Here is a 21040-nt window from a genome sequence, read left to right as displayed (position 1 = left end):
ATATAGTTAGATAGATTCATAGCTAAAGCTAAATATACAGTTAAATCTTGGGGGAGGTAATATGGAGAGTGGATTTGAAGGTAAATTAGATACAAAAATTATGAAAAATAGAGTTAAATCAATAGATATAATAAGAGGGCTATCAATAGCCCTCATGATAGTTTGCAATAATCCTGGAACTTGGATGAGAATGTATCCTCAGCTAAGACATGCTATATGGCATGGTGTAACACTTGCAGATTTTGCATTTCCTTTTTTTGTTATATCTTTAGGGGTTACAATTCCAATATCAATAAATAGTAAACTAAAAAACAATAAGTCTACATTAAGCATAGTACTCAGTATATTTAAGAGAAGTATTTTACTTATATTATTTGGATTTTTCTTAAATTACCTAGGAAATCACGACTTAAGTACTGTGAGAATACTTGGAGTACTTCAACGTATGGGACTAGTTTATTTTGTAACTAGTTTAGTATACTTACTACTAAAAAAATTAAATGTAGGAAGTACTATGACAATAATTATATTCTTATGTATATCTGCATTTATAATAATAGGTTATTATGTAGTTGCAAAACCATATGGATTCGAGTTAGAAGGTTCTCTTGCACAATTGGTGGATTTCCATTTTTTTAAAGGTCATTTATACAAACCAGATTTTGAACCAGATGGATTCCTAACTAGCATAGTAGCAATTTCTTCAGGTATGCTGGGTTGTACTATGGGATGTGTACTTTTAAAAGAAAACATAGGAGAATACAAAAAATTCTTTAAAATATTAGTTATGAGTATTATTTTACTAATATGTGCTTTTATATTTAATCAATATTTTCCATTTAATAAGAGATTATGGTCTAGCTCATTTGTACTGTTAATGGCCGGAAGTTATGGTATATTACTGGCAATATTTTATTTCATATGCGACATCAAAAATAAGAGTAAAATATTCACACCAATAATAGCACTTGGTAGTAGCCCTATTTTTACATATATGTGTCTTGAGATATTAAGCCATGTTTTTTGGAATCTTCCAAAACTTACAGATAAAGTCGATTATCCAACTACTTTGGTAGAGTGGGTTACATATGAACTTATAACACCTTGGGCAGGTACAACTTGGGATTCTCTAGTATTTTCTTTATTGTATGTCTTATTCTGGGTTATAGTAATGTCCATTATGTATAAGAAAAAAATATTTATCAAAATTTAGTGTGATGTTTTTTTAGACAGGAATTTCTTTGTTTTTGTTTAAATATACAGAAAGTATTGGATATAATACAAGTTTCCTCTAGATAAAATTTAAAAATCATGCCATAAAAGATTACAAAAAGATTACAATTTGTAATTTTTTGTGCTATAATGAAAAAAGATTTACATAATATTGCATTTATGTAATATAAAACAAGTTCAAAACGAACTTAAACAAGGTTTAAAGGTTTAAAAATCTAGGGGGGATATAATGAAAAAGAGTACAAAATTATTAGCAACAGGAATGTTGTCTATAGCAATGGTGGCACCAAACGTGGCTTTAGCAGCGGAAAATACTACTGCAAATACAGAATCTAATTCAGATATTAATATAAATTTACAAAGAAAAAGTGTAGTGTTAGGAAGTAAATCGAATGCAAGTGTAAAGTTTAAAGAAAAATTAAATGCTGATTCGATAACATTAAATTTTATGTGTTATGATATGCCACTTGAAGCTACTTTAAATTACAATGAAAAGACAGATACATATGAAGGTGTAATAAATTATAATAAAGACCCAGAATACTTAAATGTATGGGAACTTCAAAGCATAAAAGTAAATGGTAAAGATGAACAAAAAGTTTTAAACAAAGAAGACCTAGAGTCTATGGGATTAAATCTTAAAGATTATGATGTTACACAAGAATTTATAATAAGTGATGCAAATTCAACAAAAGCAGTAAATGAATATATGAGAAAAACTTCTGCACCAGTAAAAAAACTTGCAGGAGCTACTAGATTTGAAACTGCTGTTGAGATAAGTAAACAAGGTTGGAAAGATGGAGCTAATAAGGTTGTAATAGTTAATGGAGAACTGGCAGCAGACGGAATAACAGCTACTCCACTTGCTTCTACTTATGATGCACCAATATTACTTGCAAATAAAGATGATATACCAGAAAGTACAAAGGCAGAATTAAAACGTCTAAATCCAAGTGATGTAATAATCATTGGTGATGATGGTTCAGTTTCACAAAAGGCAGTATCTCAAATCAAATCTGCTGTAGATGTGAATGTAACTCGTATTGGTGGTGTTGATAGACACGAAACATCTTTACTTATAGCAAAAGAAATTGATAAGTACCATGATGTTAATAAAATATACATAGCAAATGGTTATGCTGGTGAATATGATGCTCTTAACATTTCACCAAAAGCAGGTGAAGACCAACAACCTATAATATTATCTAATAAAGATTCTGTACCACAAAGTACATATGATTGGTTATCTTCACAAGGTCTAGAGGAAGCTTATTATATAGGTGGTAGCCAAAGCTTATCATCAAAACTTATAGACCAAATATCTAAAATAGCAAAAAATGGAGCTTCAAAAAATAGAGTTTCTGGTGCAGATAGACATGAAACAAATGCAAATGTAATTAAGACTTTCTATCCAGACCAAGAGTTGAGTGCAATGTTAGTTGCAAAATCTGACATAATAGTTGACTCAATAACGGCTGGACCTTTAGCGGCTAAATTAAAAGCTCCTATACTTATAACTCCAAAAACTTATGTTTCTGCATACCATACTACAAATTTATCAGAAAAAACAGCAGGAACAGTATATCAAATAGGTGATGGAATGAAAGATAGTGTTATAAGTTCTATAGCATCTAGTCTATCAAAACATAATTCACCTACAGAACCAGAAAATCCAGGAGATGCTGCAGGAAAAACTGTAGTGATTGACCCAGGTCATGGGGGTTCTGATTCAGGAGCAACAAGTGGATTAAATGGTGGAGCACAAGAAAAGAAATATACTCTTGATACAGCGTTAGCAACTACTGAATATTTACGTTCAAAAGGTGTAAATGTTGTTATGACTAGAGATACAGATAAAACAATGGCTCTAGGAGAAAGAACAACTTTATCAAATACTATAAAACCAGATTTATTTACAAGTATACATTACAATGCATCTAATGGTGCAGGTAATGGTGTAGAAATTTTTTATAAAGTAAAAGATAAAAATGGTGGAAAAACTAAGACTGCTGCATCAAATATATTAAAAAGAATATTAGAAAAATTTAACATGCAAAATAGAGGAATTAAAACAAGAACACTTGCAAATGGAAATGATTACCTATATGTTTTAAGAAACAATAATTACCCAGCAATACTTGTCGAATGTGCATTTATAGACAATAAGAGCGATATGGATAAGTTAAATACTTCTGAAAAAGTAAAAACAATGGGAACTCAAATTGGAATAGGAATAGAAGAATCTGTAAAATAAAACAAAAAATATTAAAGCAAAATATATCATCTCCTGTTATAATGTAAAATATAACAAGGGATGATATATTTTTGTAAAGAATCAAATTGTTTACAATGACGTTTATTGTATTGATAATCTGCTCATTATTGAGTATAATATAGAAATAAGTCAAAAATAAGATAGAAATAAGTTGAAATTAAGAATTAAAAAAATTTTTATTCCAATATGGAGGTAACTATGTCTGGATATACTAATGATGAATGTGAAATACCTAAAGTTAAAAGCTATCCAGGGGCAGATAAGGAAATTGCAAGCGAGATTGACTATAGCATAGTAAAAGGAACAGTTTTATTTGACTTGTACCAGAGAATTATGGATTTAGTTTTATCTATAATAGGACTTGTGATAGGTTTACCTTTAATAGCAATATTTGGAATTCTTATTAAAATAGAGGACAAAGGACCAATAACTTATAAGCAAGAAAGACTAGGAAAATGCGGAAGAAGATTCTATATATATAAATTAAGATCTATGAGAACAGACGCAGAAAAATTTGGCGCACAATGGGCTGAAAAAGATGATCCTAGAATAACTAAGGTTGGAAAGTTTATTAGGAAAACTAGAATTGATGAGATTCCACAGCTGTTTAATATATTAAAGGGGGACATGGGCTTAATAGGCCCTAGACCAGAAAGACCAAACTTTACTGTTCAATTTAATGAGGAAATACCTGGATTTATCAACAGGCTTGCTATAAAACCTGGACTTACAGGTTGGGCACAAGTAAATGGTGGATACGAAATCACTCCTGAAGAAAAACTTAAAGAAGATATTTACTATATAAAAAATAGGAGTATATTACTTGACTTTAAGATACTCTTTAAAACTGTTAAAGTAGTATTGACAGGAGATGGAGCTAGATAATTTTAAAATATTAGATTACTAATCAATGAAAAAGCTCTTTAAAAAAGAGCTTTTTTATTGTCAAAAAATACAAAAAAAGAAAAGGAATGAGAACTTATGATTAAAAAAATTTCTACTATATTATCGTTAGTTTTATTAATCTCTATTTCTAGTACGATAGGAGTATTTGCAGATGCAGATCCTAAGGAAGAGTTAATAGAAGGAAGTATACCAGAGATTTCTACAGAGTTAAATAAAAGAGTATTTAAGAGTTCTAAGGAAGTAATTCTTGTAAATGAAGATTCAATTGTAGATAGTATAAGTGCAACACCTTTAGCCTATTTAAAAAATGCCCCAATAGTTGTAACTAAGAGTAAAAATCTTGGGAGAGTAACAAGAAATTATCTAAAAGAACTAGGTACAGAGAAAGTTACAATAATAGGTGGTTTAAAAGCAGTATCTAAAGATGCTGAGCGTACTATAGAAAGAATGGGAATGAAAGTTGAAAGAATAAGAGGAAAAGACAGATATGATACATCCTTAAAGATAGCTAGAGAAATGTATAGAACTGTAGGGTTCGATAAAGTATTTTTACTTAGCTCAACTGTAGGATTAGAGAATGCCATATCTGTATATTCTTATGCCGCTAAAAATGGAATGCCAATAATATGGGCTAAAGATGAAGGTTTTGAAGAACAAATTGATTTCCTAAAAGGTAAAGACCTTGAAACAATATATGCACTAGGTGATTCAAAAGAGTTTATTGCAGAAGTTGATTCTAGCTTAAAGAATATAGAAGGTATAAAGCAAATAAATAAATCAAGTACAAATATCGATTTAATAAAGAAGTTTTATAATGAAAAAGATATAAAGAAAATATATACTGCTAGTTTAGACTTTGGTAGTAGGTCTGATGTAAATGAATATATTTCTTTGGGAGTAGTATCAGCTAAAGAAAATATGCCAATACTGATTTGTAGTGATAACTTAAGTAGTACACAAGATAAATTCTTAAAAAGTAACAATATAAATGAGGTAGTTGAAGTTGGATATGCAGTAGGGGATTATAGTCTATTAAAGAGTATATTTAATCTAACATCCTTATCTTGTATAATATTAATATTATTATTGCTATTGATTACATTTAGGGCACTTAGATATGATTCAATATAGTCTTTAATTTATAAGGAAGCTTTTCATAGGTTAGATTTATTTAATCAGAATAATGTGTATAAGCAGTTTTAAAAGTTCTACTTTTAGAGTTTAAATAGATAAGGAGAAAGAAAATGTCAAAAACAGCTAAAGCAGCATTGTGGATTATGGCAGCCACTATGTTTTCAAAAGTATTAGGTTTCCTTAGAGAACTTGTACTTGCAAATTTCTATGGGACAGGTATGTATGCAGATGTATTTGTATTAACATTAAATATACCTGGTTTAATCATAGCAGTCATAGGCTCTGCAATTGCTACAACTTATATACCTATGTACTTTGAGGCAAAGAAAAGACTTGGAGATGAAGGTGCTTTAAAATTTACTAATAATGTTTTAAATATATGCTATATAATGGCTATAATAATAGCTATTCTTGGGCTTTTATTTACAGAGCAATTTGTTACAGTATTTGCAGCAGGATTTAGAAATGACCCTGCTAAGTTTCAAGCAGCAATACTATTTACTAAAATAATGATTTCAGGAGTTCTATTCCTGAGTGGAAGTAAAATATTTAGTTCATTTTTACAGGTGAATGACAGTTTTGTAATTCCTGGTCTTATAGGAATTCCATATAACATTATAATAATAGCAGCAATAGCACTAAGTGCAGGTAAAAATATATGGATACTACCAGCTGGGGCACTGCTTGCTATGGCAAGTCAACTATTATTTCAGTTGCCATTTGCGTTTAAGAAGTCCTACAAGTATAAGCCATATATAAATTTTAAGGATGAGTCTATAAAAGAATTAGTTAACCTAGTATTACCTATGTTGATAGGGGTAGCTGTTGGACAGTTAAATATATTTGTCGATAGGTTATTGGCAACGACTTTAGGGGATGGAAAGTTATCAGCTCTTAACTATGCAAATAGACTAAATGAGTTTGTTATGGCATTATTCGTAACATCAATAATAACAGTTATATATCCTAAACTAGCAAAGATGTCAGGTAAAGATAATAAAGAAGGATTTATAAGTACTATTGTAAAATCATCTAACTGTATCATATTGGTGGTGCTTCCTATATCTATTGGAGCTATCATATTGGCAGAACCTTTAGTTAGAATCTTATTCCAAAGGGGTAAATTCGACGCATTATCAACAGACCTTACATCTATAGCACTTAGATTATATTCACTAGGCTTATTAGCGTGTGGAGTAAGAGATGTTTTATATAGGGCATTTTACTCTCTTGCAGATACAAAGACACCAATGATAAATGGAAGTATAGCTTTAATAATAAATATAGTTCTTAATTTAATATTGATAAGACCACTTGGTCATGCAGGTATTGCTATATCCACTAGTACTTCAAATATAATTACAGTTATATTATTGTTTATATCTCTTAAAAAGAAAAATGGATATTTTGGAGGAGATAAAATTATAAAGACTGGTCTAAAAAGTTTGGTAGCATCAGGAGTAATGGCAGTAGTCACTTTATTAATATATAATAACCTATATGCATTTATGGGTGCAGGAACAATTAAAGAAATCATATCAGTTGGAGTAGGGGTATTAGGTGGAGCTTCTGTATATACGATATTGATAGTTTTATTTAAAGTAGAAGAGATGGACTTAGCTTTTGAATTTTTAAGAAAAGGAAAACAAAAACTACTTAAAAGATAGACACTTACATTAGAAAATTAAAATAAAGTCAGAAAGGATGAAAATATGGATTATAAGAATAATTATGAAATGTGGTTGAATTCTCCTTATTTTGATGAACAAACGAAAAATGAGCTATTAAGCATAAAAGATGATGAAAAAGAAATACAAGATAGATTCTACAAAAACTTAGAGTTTGGAACAGGTGGTTTAAGAGGTATAATAGGAGCGGGAACTAATAGAATCAATATTTATACTGTTAGACGTGCGACACTTGGAGTTTTAAATTATATCATAAAGACTCAAGGAGAAGAAGGAAAACAAAAGGGAATAGTTATAGCACATGATAGTAGATACATGTCGAGAGAGTTTTGTATAGAAGTAGCAAAAACCTTAAGTGCTTATGGTGTAAAGGCTTATATTTTTGAAGAATTAAAGCCTACACCAGAACTTTCTTTTGCTGTTAGATACTTAAAATGTGCTATGGGGGTAGTAATAACAGCAAGTCACAATCCTAAAGAGTACAATGGATACAAGGTATATGACTCAGATGGGGGTCAAATCTGTATAGATATGGCAAATGATATAATAGCAGAAGTTAATAAGATTGATGATTACAGTGTTATTAAGAGTTTAGATTTTGAAGAAGCTTTATCTAAAGATTTAATAACTATATTAGATAATGAAATAGATGACGAATTTATAAAAGCTATTAAGAAGCAAGTGTTAAGACAAAATATAATAAATGAATATGGTAAAAAATTAAAAATAATATATACACCTATTCATGGAACTGGAAATAAGCCAGTAAGAAGAGTCTTAGATGAATGTGGATTTGAAAATGTGATGGTGGTTAAGGAACAAGAATTACCAGATTCTAATTTTTCAACAGTTAAGTATCCTAATCCAGAGGAAAAGTCAGTATTTAATATAGCTATTGAAATGGCAAAGAGTAATAATACTGATTTGATAATAGGGACAGACCCTGATTGTGATAGAGTAGGGGTTGTTGTAAAAGATTCAAGTGGTGAATATATAGTCTTAAATGGAAATCAAGTTGGCTCACTTTTAGTTAGATATATAATAGAGAGTTTAGTTGAAGAAAATAAACTTTCTGAAAACAATCCTACAATAATAAAAACCATAGTTACATCAGAGTTAGGTGCAAAAATAGCGAAGGCTTATAATGTAGATTGTTTAAATACTTTAACAGGATTTAAATTTATAGGAGAAAAAATAAAAGAATTTGAAGAAAGTAATGATAGAAGCTTTATAATGGGATATGAGGAAAGCTATGGTTACTTAATTGGAACTCATGCTAGAGATAAAGATGGTGTTGTATCTTCACTTATGATATGTGAAATGGCAGCATATTATTCTTCAAAAGGTATGAACCTGTATGAAGCTATGATAGATACATATAATAAATTTGGATATTATAAGGAAGAATTAAAGTCAGTGACTTTAAAAGGTATAGATGGAATAAAAAAAATAAAAGAGATGATGCTTTACTTTAGAAGTGTTAAAATAGATAATGTGGCTGATGTAAAAGTAGATAAGATTTTGGATTATAAGGATGGAGTAGATGATTTACCTAAATCAGATGTACTTAAATTTTTACTTGAAGATGGTTCTTGGATAGCTATAAGACCTTCAGGTACAGAACCTAAAATTAAATTTTACTTTGGAGCAAACTCAGACAACCAAGAAGATGTAGAATTAAAATTGAAAAATTTAATATCTTATATATTAAATGTAGTGGATTCTATATAAAAAGCTAAGGGGAGATAAACAATGAAAGTATACAATGTCATAATGGCTGGAGGAGGAGGAACTCGTTTCTGGCCACTTAGTAGACAAGAAGTACCTAAACAGCTTATAAATTTAAGTGGAGAAGATGCTTTAATAAATGAAACTATAAACAGAATAGATTCTCTAGCAAAAAAAGACGATTTATTTATAGTAACTAATGAGAAGCAATTGGAAGCTTTAAAGGATACAGTAAAAGATAAATGTTTAGATGGCAACATATTGCCAGAACCATGTGCCAGAAATACAGCAGCAGCTATAGGTTTTGCAGCTTTTAACATAATGAAAAAATATGGTGATGGTGTTATGTGTGTATATCCAGCTGATCATTATATAAAAGATGAAAAAGAATTTAAATCTATATTAGAAAAAGCTATCTATATAGCAGAAAACAATGATAAACTAGTAACTATTGGTATAACACCTACATTTCCATCAACAGGATATGGATACATAAATTTTAATAGAGAAAACACAATAGAAAATGTTGCATATGAAGTAGTGGAGTTTGTAGAAAAGCCAAATTATGAAATTGCTAAAGAATATGTAAACTCTAAAAAATATGTATGGAATAGTGGAATGTTTGTATGGAAGGTATCTAAAATATTAGAAGATTTTAAGAGGTACTTACCTAAAGTATATGAAAAATTAGAGGAAATCAGCAATTACTTAGGTACAAAGGAAGAAATAGAAAAAATAAAAGAAATATATCCAACAATACAATCAATTTCCATAGATTATGGTATTATGGAAAGAAGTAATGATGTTATAGTAGTTCCTGGCGATTTTGGGTGGAATGATGTTGGGTCTTGGGATTCTCTAGGTGCAATATATCCAACTGATAATGAAGGTAACATCAAAAGAGGTGAAAATATTACTATAGACACTAAAAATTCAATTATATATTCAGATGACAAATTAATATCGACAATAGGTATTAGTGATCTGATAGTAGTATCTACAAATGATGCAGTTATGGTTTGTAGAAAAGATAAAGCTCAAGATGTTAAAAAGATAGTAGAGCAATTAAAAGAAGAAGATAGACAAGAATATATGTAGGAGGTGTTCATTTGATTCCTAAAAAAATACATTATGTATGGTTTGGTGGTCCAAAAGGAAATATAGAAAATATATGTATAAACTCTTGGAAAGAAAAGCTTCCAGAATATGAGATAGTAGAGTGGAATGAAAAAAACTTTGATATAGAGAAGGAAATAAAAGGAAATAAGTTTTTGGAAGAATGTTATAAAAGAAAGCTTTGGGCATTCATATCTGATTATACAAGAATAAAAGTACTCTATGAACAAGGTGGAGTTTATATGGATACAGATATGCAAATATTAAAGGATATAACTCCTCTTTTAGAAAATAATAGGCTAATCTGTGGGTATGAAGATGATAGAGAATATATAAATGGTGCTATAATAGGTGTAGAAAAAGGACATCCTTTTTTAAAAGACTTATTGGAGTATTATGAAAAAGAAGTACTTACTTCTTCATTGTTTACAATACCAAAGATAATGACTCATCTTATGGAAAAAAATTATAAGAAGATTGACCCAAATAATTATGAAGAGGGCATTCGTGTCTATGATAAAGAATATTTTTATCCTTTTGGATTTAAAGAAGACTTTACACCAGAATGTATAACAGAAAACACTTTTGGTATACATTGGTGGGGAAAAAGTTGGGCTAAAAAGAGAAATTATTTCTTAGAAAGCAAACACTTAACAGGTGCAAATAAGATATGGAAGTGTTGTAAAATATTTGCAAGTAATACTTTACGAAACTAAAAGGGAGAAAGTAAAATGAAGACTTTAAACGATGATAGAAATATTATGATGAAAAAATATCTTTATATATTTGTTTTGTTTATCATAGTACTTAGAAAGTATATGATATCATTTATTGACCCAAATATAAATCTAGGGATGATTAAATCAGCGTTATTTTATTCTTCAATAGGAATACTAATGCTACTTTTTTTATTTGATAAGAGAAAAAGTATAACAGAAATGTTTCTAGTTGGAGCTTGTGTCTTACTTTATGTATTAAATAGAGAAGGAGCTATATTATTAATTGTATTACTAGCTGTATCAGCTAAACAAATAGATGATAAATATATAGTTAAAAGTTACTTAATAATATCTGCATGTTTTTTAATAGCAGCTATATTATTATTTAATTTATTTCCTTCATTAGTATTTAATCAAGAAGTCCACTATAGATATATAGAAAATATAGATATGCTTGTTACAAGAATGGATTTTGGGCTTGGTAATCCAAATAGTGTATTTTATCATATGGTTACTATATATGCAGCATATATATTCTTAAGATATAAAAACTATAATAAATGGGATAGAATAATTTTATTTGGTTCTGCATTTTTTGTTTATCAAACGACATATAGTAGAACAGGATTTTTTACTATATTAGCAGGATTAATATTTGTAGAAATAATAAGATTGATAAACATAAAAAAAATAAAAGGTCTACCAACACTTGTAAAGATGTTGCCAATAATACTTACTTTATCTAGTGTAGCTATTGGTATGATGTTTTCTAAGAGTAGTATATTAAATAGATTATTAGCAAGTAGACCTAAGTATTGGCATGTATACTTAGCTGAAGCAGGAAATTTTATGAAACCTTTTGGAAATTCATATAGCGCAGCTATAAAAGCAACCAATCCATTAGACAGCTCTTATATATATATAATTAGTGTATTAGGAGTAATTGCTTGCATATTATTTATGTATTTGATGTATAAAGGCATAGGAAGTTTTATAGAAAAAGATAAGAAAGAGTATTTAGTAGCTTTATTCATATTTTTATTATACTCTTTTGCAGAAAACTTACTATTAGAGGCTTCATTTAGTTTTGCAATAGTATTACTAATAAAAGAAGTAATATTAAATGATAAAAGAAATGTAGAACTGTGGAAAATGAAAAGTAGGAGGTAGTAATGTTAATATCATTAATAATGCCAACATTAAATAGATATGATGATATATACTTACTTATGGACAGCTTAGAAAGTCAAACTTACAAAAACTTTGAACTTATAGTAGTGGATCAAAACGATAATAACAAAGTTAAGGAGATAGTTGACAAATACATTGATAAGTTAGATATAAAGTATATAAAAAGCGATAAGCTGGGATTAAGTTATAATAGAAATGTAGGAATAAATAACGCTAAAGGTCAAATTATAGGTTTCCCTGATGATGACTGTGTTTATGAAAATAATACATTAGAAAAAGTTATAAACTTCTTTAATCAAAATAAAGACTATAAAATATACAGTTGCAAGACTATGGATGCAAATAAAATTGATGCATTTAAAAAAATGGCGGATGGAACTTGTGATATTACAAGTTCCAACGTTTTAAATACTATAACATCTATAACTTTTTTTGTTGACTTTGAAGAGAAAGAATATACAAGGTTTGATGAAAAATTAGGTGTTGGTGGAGAATTTGGTGCTGGTGAAGAGATAGATTATGTTTTAAATTTATTGAGCTTAGGATTTAAAGGAAAATACTTTGGAGATGATATAATTTACCATCCTGCAAAAAAACATTCTAAATCTAAAGAAAAGTATCAAAAAGATTATAACTATGGAAGAGGTTTTGGAGCACTTTGTAAAAAAGAAATAGTCTATAGAAAGAATTATAAGTTTGTAAAGGTTATGGCATCGAAACTTGTAAGAAATATAGGTGGTCTTATATTGAGTTCCAACAGAGATTATCATAGTGCCACTATAAAAGGAAGAATTAATGGATTTAGACAGTATAAGTTATAATGAGGATGGTGTTTATGGACAAGGTTAAATTTTTAATAAATATGCTTTTGGCTTTTTTTATGTATCCATTTAGTAAGCATAAGTTTAATGATAGAAATATCTGGCTTATAGGTGGACATTCAGGAGATATATACAATGATAATGCGAAGTTCTTTTATGAGTATATGTTGAAGGAGCATAATGATGTAGAGACTTATTGGGTGGTAAATAAAGACAGTAAAGTATTTGATAAAATTCCAGGCAAAAAATTAATAAGAGGAAGTGTAGAAAACTATCTATATTATTACAATTCAAAAGCCATAGTATTTTCACATGCGCCATCAGCAGATATAGCACCATATAACTTTGCTGTACCTGTTCTTAATTATTTTCATAAAAAGACAGTAAAAGTATTCTTAAATCATGGGACTATAAGTTTTAAAAAGAGAAAACCAATGAATAAAAAATTCAAAAATATTATAGACAATCTATATAAAAGCTATAATATAGTTACAGCAAGTTCTGAGTTTGAAAGAAATGTTATGGTAGATGATTGGGGAATGTTAGATGACTCAGTTTATATAATTGGAAATGCAAGATATGACAATTTACCAACAAATGAAGTTGCACAAACACGAGATATATTATATACTCCTACATGGAGAGATTGGATAAAATTTAGTTCAGGAAAATTTACAGATACAGATTATTTTAAAAGTATAATGAATTTTTTGAATGATGATAAGTTAAATAAAATACTAGATGAGAAAGATATAAATGTAAAAATTTATATGCATCATCTTATGCATGAGTTTATAGATGACATAAAAGAAAATATAATGGGAAAACGAATTGTGTTTTTAGACAAAGGGGTAACTCTAGCAAATGAAATTAGAAAATCAGCTGCAAATATAACTGATTATTCAAGTGTAGCTATAGACTTTTTATATATGAATAGACCTATACTGTTTTACCAATTTGATTTGGAGGAATATATGGAAAAAGTTGATTCATATATAGATTTGAAAGGTGAAATGTTTGGGTCTTTAGCTTATAATAATGATGAAGCTGTGAATAAACTTATTGATATTATTGAAAATAATTTTGAGGTTATGGGTAACCAAAAAAATGAGAGAAATAAGTTTTTCAGATATAATGACAATAAGAACTGCAAGAGGATATATGATTGTGTAATAAGTAAAATTAAATAAATATTTTATAAATGATGAGGAAGGTAATATGAAGAAGAATTTAGTATCTATAATTACTCCCATGTATAATTCTGAAAAATTTATTGAAGCAACCATAAAATCAGTATTAAACCAAACTTATCAAGAATGGGAAATGTTAATTATTGATGATTGCTCAACAGATAATAGTCCTAATATAGTCAAATCTTATATGCAACAGGATAGCAGAATAAAATGTATAAAGACTGAGACTAATAAGGGTGTCTCTAATGCTAGAAATTTAGCACTAAGTAAGGCAACAGGACAATTTATAGCTTTTTTAGATAGTGATGACCAATGGAATAGTAGTAAGTTAGAAAAACAAGTAAACTTTATGTTAGAAAATGATTATGTAATATCATTTACTTCATATGAACTGATGGATGAAAATGACAAAAAATTAAACAAGGTAATAAAAGTACCACCTAATGTAGATTATAGGAGATTATTGAAAGGAAATATCTTAGGATGTCTTACTGTTGTAATTGATAAGTCTAAACTAGATTTTGAAATAAAAATGAGTGGTGTAAGACATGAAGATTATGTTTTATGGTTATCTATATTGAAAAGAGGGCATATTGCCCACGGAATAAACGAAGTTTTAGCATTATATAGAAAGTCTAGTAATTCACTAAGTGGTAATAAAATAAAAGCTGCCATGTGGACTTGGAATATATATAGAAATATAGAAAAAATACCTCTATACAAAGCTGTATACTACTTTATTAATTATGGAATAAATGGAATCAAAAAAAGTTAGATAGAGAGGAAGATTTAATTAATGTATAAATATAAATTTACTGTATTTACTCCAACATATAATAGAGCTCATTTACTTGAAAATTTGTACGATGATTTAAAAGCTCAAACTTATGACTTCAATGATTTTGAATGGCTGATTGTTGATGATGGAAGTGAAGATGGTACTAAAGAATTAGTTGAAAAATTTATATCAGAAAATAAATTAAATATAAGATATATATACAAAGAAAATGGAGGAAAACATACTGCAATAAATCTAGGTGTAAAAAATGCAGATGGAGAACTATTTTTCATTGTAGATAGTGATGATGGTTTAATTAAAGATTCTCTTGAAATTGCTAATGCTGAATGGAATTCTGTAGAGAATAAAGAAGGATTTAGTGGAGTTGTTGGACTTTGTGTATACCCAAGTGGAGATTTAATAGGGACAGAAATGCCTGAAGATAAGAAAATATGTCACTTTGCAGACCTATATTTTAAGTACGGTGTTAAGGGAGATAAAAGTATAGTATTTGTAACTGATGAACTTATAAAATTTCCTTTTCCAGAAAGAAAAGAAGTGAGATTTTTACCAGAAAGTGTAGTATGGAATGAAATGTCTAAATACTATAAAGTTAAATGTGTAAACAAGCCTATGATAATAAGAGATTATTTGGATGATGGTTTAACAAAAAATATCTTAAGTAAAAATTCGTTAAGAGGTAGAGCATTAGAATTTTTATATTTGATAAATCAAAATACATATCCTTTAGGTAGATATCCATATATGTGGATAAAAAATTACATAAATTTAGCTAGATATTCGTTATTGTCTGATAGCCATTATTTTGGAGAAATCAATAAAATATCTGATAAATTGTTGTATTTAGTATTATTCCCATTAGGATATTACAAATATATTGGACAAAGAAAATTAGTATCTAAGTAAACTTGTTGGTATAGTACTGCTAGTTGCTATATAAGGAGAGTAAAAATATGAATGAGCCTTTAGTATCGATAATTACTCCTGTATATAATTCAGAAGAGTTTTTATCAGAGACAATAAAGTCAATCCAAAATCAAACTTATAAAAATTGGCAGCTTTTATTAGTGGATGATTGTTCTAAGGACAATTCAAGTGAAATTATAAAAAGTTTTCAAAAAGAAGATGCTAGAATAAAATATATAAAGCTTGAAAAAAATTCTGGAGCTGCAGTATCTAGGAATGTAGGAATTAAAAATGCGGAAGGACGATTTATTGCATTTATAGATAGTGATGATTTATGGGATAGTAAAAAGTTAGAAATTCAGATAGGATATATGTTAAAAGAAAATATCGGATTTTCTTTTACATCTTATAGATATATGAGAGAAGATGGAACAAAAACAAGTAAAGTTGCAAGAGCTCCTAAAAAGATTGACTATGAAGGACTACTTAGAAATACTATAATAGGGTGCTCTACCGTAGTCATTGATAAGAATATCGTAGGCGAATTTAATATGCCTTTGGTAAGAAGAGGACAAGATACTGCAACTTGGTTACAATTACTTAAAAAAGAAGAGTATGCGTATGGTATTTATGAAGATTTAGTAAATTACAGATTAGTTGGAAATTCTATATCTAGTAATAAAATAAAAGCATTAAAAAGAACTTGGAATACTTATAGAAATGTTGAAAATTTAAGTTTGCCAAAAAGTCTATATGTATTTTGTTTTTATGTCTTTAATGCTATAAAGAAGAGAGTATAAGTTTTATATACTTGGAGGTAAAAATAATGAAAATAGCTATAGCTGGGACTGGATATGTAGGATTGGTTACAGGCGTTTGTCTAGCAGAAGTAGGTAATGAGAATATAATTTGTGTTGATGTAGACGAACAAAAGGTTAAATCAATGAAGCTAGGAATAGCTCCTATATATGAAGAAGGCCTAGAAGAACTTATGGTTAAAAATTACAATAGAGGAAGAATAGATTACACTACTGACTATAAAAAAGCTTATGAAGATGTAGATGTAATATTAATAGCTGTAGGTACACCAGAGAGAAGTGATGGTTCAGCTAATTTAGATTATATAAAGGCAGTTGCAAAGCAAATAGCTGAAACTGTAACGAAAGATACTCTAGTGGTAATAAAATCTACAGTGCCAATTGGTACAAATGAAGAAATAGAAGATTATATAAGTAGAAATTTAAAAAATGATGTAAAAATAGAACTGGCATCTAATCCAGAGTTTTTGTCACAAGGAACAGCAGTAAGAGATACTTTACATGCCTCAAGAATCGTTATAGGTGTAGAAAGTGAATGGGCTAGAGACATATTACAGAAAATTTATGAGCCTTTTAATCAACCTATAATAGTTACAAATAGAAATAGTGCTGAAATGATAAAGTATGCATCAAATAATTTCTTGGCACTTAAAATATCATTTATGAATGATATTGCAAATCTTTGTGAAATAGCTGGAGCTAATGTAGAAGATGTGGCTTTAGGAATGAGTTATGATGATAGAATTGGAAGTAAGTTTTTAAAGGCAGGTATCGGGTATGGAGGTTCTTGTTTTCCAAAAGATACAAAAGCACTTCATTGGTTATCTGAACATAATGGCTATGAACTAAAAACAGTAAAGGCCGCAATCGAAGTTAATGAAAGTCAGAAGCTTAAATTAGTTAGAAAAGCATCAAAGTTAGTTGAGAGTTTTCAAGATATGAAGGTTGCTGTACTAGGTCTTACTTTTAAACCTGATACTGATGATATAAGAGAAGCACCATCTATACCAAATATAAAATATTTGCTTGAAAGAGGAGCAAGAGTAACAGTGTATGACCCAATTGGTGTCAGCAATACTAAGAAAATATTTGGCGATTCTATACTTTATGCCAATTCTATAGATGATACAATAGAAGATGCAGAGATATGTTTTATAATGACAGAATGGAAAGATGTCTTAAATTATGATATACATAAGTATAAGGAAAAGATGAAAAATCCTTTAGTTCTTGATGGAAGAAACTGCTATAAGGTTAAAGACATGGAAGAACTTGGGATTGAGTATTATTCGATAGGAAGGTAAAGATTATGAAGACTGTTTGTTATTTAGCTGATGGGTCAAATCCTCATACTTTAAAATGGTGTAGTTTTTTTAAAAATAAAGGATATGATATTCATGTAATCTCTCTAAATGGAGGTCACATGGAAGGGATAAAAATTTATGACTTTGGTTCTAATGTAGAAGAACTAAAGAATGAAAAAATTTCTAAAAAAACAGGATATTTAGGCTCAATAAAAAAAATAAAGAAGTTAGTGAATGAAATAAAGCCAGATATATTGCATGCACAATATGCAAGTAGTTATGGATTTATAGGAAGTTTACTTGGGTATCATCCATATATTATTTCTGTTTGGGGTACTGATATTTACGATTTCCCTAACAATGGTTTTATACAAAAACAAATTATAAAGCATAATTTTAGAAAAGCAGACTATATTTTTTCAAATAGTAGAGATATGGCTAAAGAGGCTAATAAATATACAGCAAAACATGTAGATGTAACCTTTTTCGGAGTAGATATGGATAGATTTAAACCTATGGAAGTAGAAAAAGAAGATGCTTTTGTAATAGGAATTATAAAAAGTCTAGAAAAAAAATATGGAATAGAATATTTAATACAAGCTTTTAAGATGTTGAAAGATGAATATAAAGATAAGAGAATAATTCTTAAAATAGGAGGCTCTGGGAGCCAGATGGACAACCTAATAAATCTAGCTAAGGAATTAGGTGTAGAAGAAGATGTTCAATTCTTAGGAAGAATATCTCCAGAAAATGTCAGCAAGACTTTTAATTCTTTTGATGTAACTGTGTTTCCTTCTTTAAGAGAGGGATTTGGTGTGGCAGCTATAGAATCAGAAGCCTGTCAAGTACCTGTAATAGTTACGAATGTAGGTGGACATCCAGAATCTGTATGGGAAAATGAAACTGGCTTAATTGTAGAACCAAAACAACCAGAAGAAATAAAAAATGCGATAATAAAATTAATGGAAGATGATGAACTTAGACTTAGTATGGGTACAAAAGGACGTCAGTTTGTTAAAGAAAATTATGAAGTTAATCTAAACTTTAATGATATAGAAAAAATTTATGACTCTATACTAGATAAACATAAAAAATAAAATTAAAAAATACAGCAAAAGATAGATGTTGTTGGCTATGCTTAGGTGCGTAGCTTTTGCTGTTTAATGGAGGGCTTCTAGTTATGCGAGAAGGTATAGATTTAGAGAAAGAAAGCTTTTTTAATAAGCTTTTTAAGAAATATAAATTTAGACAATTAACATTATTAATTCTAGATATTTGTAGCGTGCTAGTAGCATTTCGAATGTCTTTAAGTCTTACAGGTAATTTAAATGTATTTACTATTAATGATGTAATAATTTCAGTTTGTATATATATTGTACTTCATATAGTATCATTTAGATTATTTAAGTGTTATAACACATTATGGAGATATGCAGGCGAAGAAGAAATTGTCTCTATTTTTATTGCAACTTTAGCATATTTAATACCAGCTTATATAATCAATAAATTATTGGGCTTTGACTATCCCATAATGTTTTATGTATTAAATACAATATTTATTATAATGTTTACAAGTGGTGCAAGAATAGCGTATAGAGCTATAAGAATAGTCATGAATAAGACTTATTCTAGAGGAAAGGTTTCAAATATCCTTATAATTGGTGCAGGGGATGCTGGAGAAATGGTTATACAGGAGTTAAAAAGAAATCCAGAACTTAAAAAGGTAGCAGTGGCTATAATAGATGATGATGAAAATAAGGTTGGAAGAATAATTCATAATGTAAAGATTGTAGGGACAACTTCAAATATAAAAGATGTAGTCGAAAAATACAATATAGATGAAATAATCTTTTCAATTGCAAATATAGAAAAATATAGAAAAAAAGAAATTATTGATATATGTAAGAATACTAATTGTAAGATAAAGACAATACCAGGAATTTACGAAATTATAGATGGAAAAGTAGATATAAAACAGATTAGAGAAGTAGATATAGAAGATTTATTGGGGAGAGAGCCAATAAAAACAAATTTAAGAGAGATAAGCAATTATATTGAAGGAAAAGTAATTCTAATAACTGGAGGTGGAGGCTCAATTGGTTCAGAGCTTTGCAGACAGATTGCAGGATTTAATCCTAAAGAGCTTATTATAGTTGATAATTATGAAAATAATGCCTATGCGATACAACAAGAATTGATTAGAAAATATAGAAATAAATTGGACTTAAAGACAATAATAGCATCAATAAGAGAAGAAAAAAGAATGGATGAGATATTTAATAAATATAAGCCAGAAGTAGTATTTCATGCAGCAGCACATAAACATGTTCCTCTTATGGAATCAAGTCCTGGTGAAGCTATAAAGAATAACATATTTGGGACTTTAAACATAGCAAGCTTATCCTCAAAATATAGAGCTAAGAAATTTGTTCTTATATCTACAGATAAGGCTGTAAATCCTACTAACATAATGGGAGCTACTAAAAGGGCAGCTGAAATGATTATACAGACTATTAATGCTGAAAGTGAGACTGAATTTGTTGCTGTTAGATTTGGAAACGTACTTGGAAGTAATGGAAGTGTAATTCCACTCTTTAAAAAGCAAATAGAAGATGGTGGGCCAGTTACAGTTACACATCCAGATATCATTAGATATTTTATGACAATACCAGAAGCAGTAGGATTGGTTATACAAGCTGGAGCTATGGCTAAAGGTGGAGAAATATTCGTACTTGATATGGGAGAGCCTGTAAAGATATTGGATTTAGCGAAAAATTTGATTAAATTCAGTGGATTTGAGCCAGATGTTGATATAAAAATTGAATTTTCTGGTCTTAGACCAGGAGAAAAATTATATGAAGAACTACTTATGTCAGAAGAAGGTCTATTGGATACAGAGCATAAAAAGATTTTTATTGGGAGACCAATAGATGTTGATAGAGAAAAAATAACAAAATACTTAAAACTTTTAAGAGAAATTACTAACAATGAAGAAATTGAAAAAATAGATAGTGTTATGAGAAAATTAGTGCCAACTTACATTAAACCAGAAGATGCTAATGTCAAGGAAATTGCAATAACTCGGGAGAAGTAGAATATATTTCTAATTTGTAACCAGGGGGAGCAAAAAGAAACAAATATATAAGAAAAAGAAACAAAAGATTACAAAAAGATTACAAAAAGATTACAAAAAAGGTTGCAATTTATTT

17 protein-coding genes are annotated in these 21040 nt (G+C 28.9%); all 17 read left to right on the top strand.

Translation table 11 applies throughout. From position 1 onward, the window contains the following. Positions 1-61 precede the first annotated feature (61 nt). Complete coding sequence (locus Q3287_RS06225) at positions 62-1213, top strand: DUF5009 domain-containing protein (protein WP_231301208.1); 1152 nt, start codon at positions 62-64, stop codon at positions 1211-1213. Positions 1214-1462: 249 nt separating this feature from the next. Next, positions 1463-3487, top strand: a complete 2025-nt coding sequence (locus Q3287_RS06220) for an N-acetylmuramoyl-L-alanine amidase (RefSeq protein ID WP_407963689.1) — start codon at positions 1463-1465, stop codon at positions 3485-3487. Positions 3488-3706: 219 nt separating this feature from the next. Next, a complete protein-coding gene (locus Q3287_RS06215) occupies positions 3707-4393 on the top strand; it encodes a sugar transferase (protein ID WP_021385677.1) in 687 nt (228 codons plus the stop codon). Positions 4394-4489: 96 nt separating this feature from the next. After that, positions 4490-5545 (top strand): cell wall-binding repeat-containing protein, encoded by a 1056-nt coding sequence (locus Q3287_RS06210; protein ID WP_407963688.1) that lies wholly within the window; start codon positions 4490-4492, stop codon positions 5543-5545. Between the two features lie 113 nt (positions 5546-5658). Next, positions 5659-7215 carry a murein biosynthesis integral membrane protein MurJ gene (murJ, locus tag Q3287_RS06205; protein WP_243193952.1) on the top strand — a complete coding sequence of 519 codons (1557 nt, stop codon included), beginning with the start codon at positions 5659-5661 and terminating at the stop codon, positions 7213-7215. A gap of 45 nt (positions 7216-7260) precedes the next feature. Then, positions 7261-8967, top strand: coding sequence for a phospho-sugar mutase (locus Q3287_RS06200; RefSeq protein ID WP_407963687.1), 1707 nt, complete (start codon positions 7261-7263; stop codon positions 8965-8967). Positions 8968-8988: 21 nt separating this feature from the next. Beyond that, entirely contained in the window at positions 8989-10062 is a 1074-nt protein-coding gene (locus Q3287_RS06195; protein WP_054271356.1) for a mannose-1-phosphate guanylyltransferase, read from the top strand. Between the two features lie 11 nt (positions 10063-10073). Further along, entirely contained in the window at positions 10074-10796 is a 723-nt protein-coding gene (locus Q3287_RS06190; protein ID WP_054271355.1) for a glycosyltransferase, read from the top strand. 15 nt (positions 10797-10811) lie between these two features. Then, positions 10812-11969 carry a hypothetical protein gene (locus tag Q3287_RS06185; protein WP_054277364.1) on the top strand — a complete coding sequence of 386 codons (1158 nt, stop codon included), beginning with the start codon at positions 10812-10814 and terminating at the stop codon, positions 11967-11969. A gap of 2 nt (positions 11970-11971) precedes the next feature. Continuing rightward, positions 11972-12811 carry a glycosyltransferase family 2 protein gene (locus Q3287_RS06180; protein ID WP_074178800.1) on the top strand — a complete coding sequence of 280 codons (840 nt, stop codon included), beginning with the start codon at positions 11972-11974 and terminating at the stop codon, positions 12809-12811. A 14-nt stretch (positions 12812-12825) separates the two neighbouring features. After that, positions 12826-14001 (top strand): CDP-glycerol glycerophosphotransferase family protein, encoded by a 1176-nt coding sequence (locus tag Q3287_RS06175; protein WP_407963686.1) that lies wholly within the window; start codon positions 12826-12828, stop codon positions 13999-14001. 28 nt (positions 14002-14029) lie between these two features. Continuing rightward, positions 14030-14779, top strand: coding sequence for a glycosyltransferase family 2 protein (locus Q3287_RS06170; protein WP_054271351.1), 750 nt, complete (start codon positions 14030-14032; stop codon positions 14777-14779). Positions 14780-14800: 21 nt separating this feature from the next. Further along, positions 14801-15709 (top strand): glycosyltransferase family A protein, encoded by a 909-nt coding sequence (locus Q3287_RS06165; RefSeq protein WP_407963685.1) that lies wholly within the window; start codon positions 14801-14803, stop codon positions 15707-15709. A 47-nt stretch (positions 15710-15756) separates the two neighbouring features. Next, positions 15757-16509, top strand: a complete 753-nt coding sequence (locus Q3287_RS06160) for a glycosyltransferase family 2 protein (protein WP_054271349.1) — start codon at positions 15757-15759, stop codon at positions 16507-16509. A gap of 26 nt (positions 16510-16535) precedes the next feature. Further along, complete coding sequence (locus Q3287_RS06155) at positions 16536-17831, top strand: UDP-glucose/GDP-mannose dehydrogenase family protein (RefSeq protein WP_054271348.1); 1296 nt, start codon at positions 16536-16538, stop codon at positions 17829-17831. Between the two features lie 5 nt (positions 17832-17836). Next, a complete protein-coding gene (locus Q3287_RS06150) occupies positions 17837-18928 on the top strand; it encodes a glycosyltransferase (protein WP_407963684.1) in 1092 nt (363 codons plus the stop codon). Between the two features lie 83 nt (positions 18929-19011). Then, positions 19012-20925 (top strand): polysaccharide biosynthesis protein, encoded by a 1914-nt coding sequence (locus Q3287_RS06145; protein WP_407963683.1) that lies wholly within the window; start codon positions 19012-19014, stop codon positions 20923-20925. The last annotated feature ends 115 nt before the right edge of the window (positions 20926-21040 follow it).

Origin of the sequence: Clostridioides sp. GD02404 (genome assembly GCF_045898275.1) — a bacterium.
Taxonomy (GTDB): Bacteria; Bacillota; Clostridia; order Peptostreptococcales; family Peptostreptococcaceae; genus Clostridioides; species Clostridioides difficile_A.
Note: the sequence above shows the minus strand (reverse complement) of the source record. Positions and strands in the feature narration are given on the sequence as shown.

Excerpts from the sequence above, each read along its gene's own strand:
- Q3287_RS06225 (WP_231301208.1), top strand. The coding sequence starts at position 62 with ATGGAGAGTGGATTTGAAGGTAAATTAGATACAAAAATTATGAAAAAT.
- Q3287_RS06220 (WP_407963689.1), top strand. The coding sequence starts at position 1,463 with ATGAAAAAGAGTACAAAATTATTAGCAACAGGAATGTTGTCTATAGCA.
- Q3287_RS06215 (WP_021385677.1), top strand. The coding sequence starts at position 3,707 with ATGTCTGGATATACTAATGATGAATGTGAAATACCTAAAGTTAAAAGC.
- Q3287_RS06210 (WP_407963688.1), top strand. The coding sequence starts at position 4,490 with ATGATTAAAAAAATTTCTACTATATTATCGTTAGTTTTATTAATCTCT.
- murJ (WP_243193952.1), top strand. The coding sequence starts at position 5,659 with ATGTCAAAAACAGCTAAAGCAGCATTGTGGATTATGGCAGCCACTATG.
- Q3287_RS06200 (WP_407963687.1), top strand. The coding sequence starts at position 7,261 with ATGGATTATAAGAATAATTATGAAATGTGGTTGAATTCTCCTTATTTT.
- Q3287_RS06195 (WP_054271356.1), top strand. The coding sequence starts at position 8,989 with ATGAAAGTATACAATGTCATAATGGCTGGAGGAGGAGGAACTCGTTTC.
- Q3287_RS06185 (WP_054277364.1), top strand. The coding sequence starts at position 10,812 with ATGAAGACTTTAAACGATGATAGAAATATTATGATGAAAAAATATCTT.
- Q3287_RS06180 (WP_074178800.1), top strand. The coding sequence starts at position 11,972 with ATGTTAATATCATTAATAATGCCAACATTAAATAGATATGATGATATA.
- Q3287_RS06175 (WP_407963686.1), top strand. The coding sequence starts at position 12,826 with ATGGACAAGGTTAAATTTTTAATAAATATGCTTTTGGCTTTTTTTATG.
- Q3287_RS06170 (WP_054271351.1), top strand. The coding sequence starts at position 14,030 with ATGAAGAAGAATTTAGTATCTATAATTACTCCCATGTATAATTCTGAA.
- Q3287_RS06165 (WP_407963685.1), top strand. The coding sequence starts at position 14,801 with ATGTATAAATATAAATTTACTGTATTTACTCCAACATATAATAGAGCT.
- Q3287_RS06160 (WP_054271349.1), top strand. The coding sequence starts at position 15,757 with ATGAATGAGCCTTTAGTATCGATAATTACTCCTGTATATAATTCAGAA.
- Q3287_RS06155 (WP_054271348.1), top strand. The coding sequence starts at position 16,536 with ATGAAAATAGCTATAGCTGGGACTGGATATGTAGGATTGGTTACAGGC.
- Q3287_RS06150 (WP_407963684.1), top strand. The coding sequence starts at position 17,837 with ATGAAGACTGTTTGTTATTTAGCTGATGGGTCAAATCCTCATACTTTA.
- Q3287_RS06145 (WP_407963683.1), top strand. The coding sequence starts at position 19,012 with ATGCGAGAAGGTATAGATTTAGAGAAAGAAAGCTTTTTTAATAAGCTT.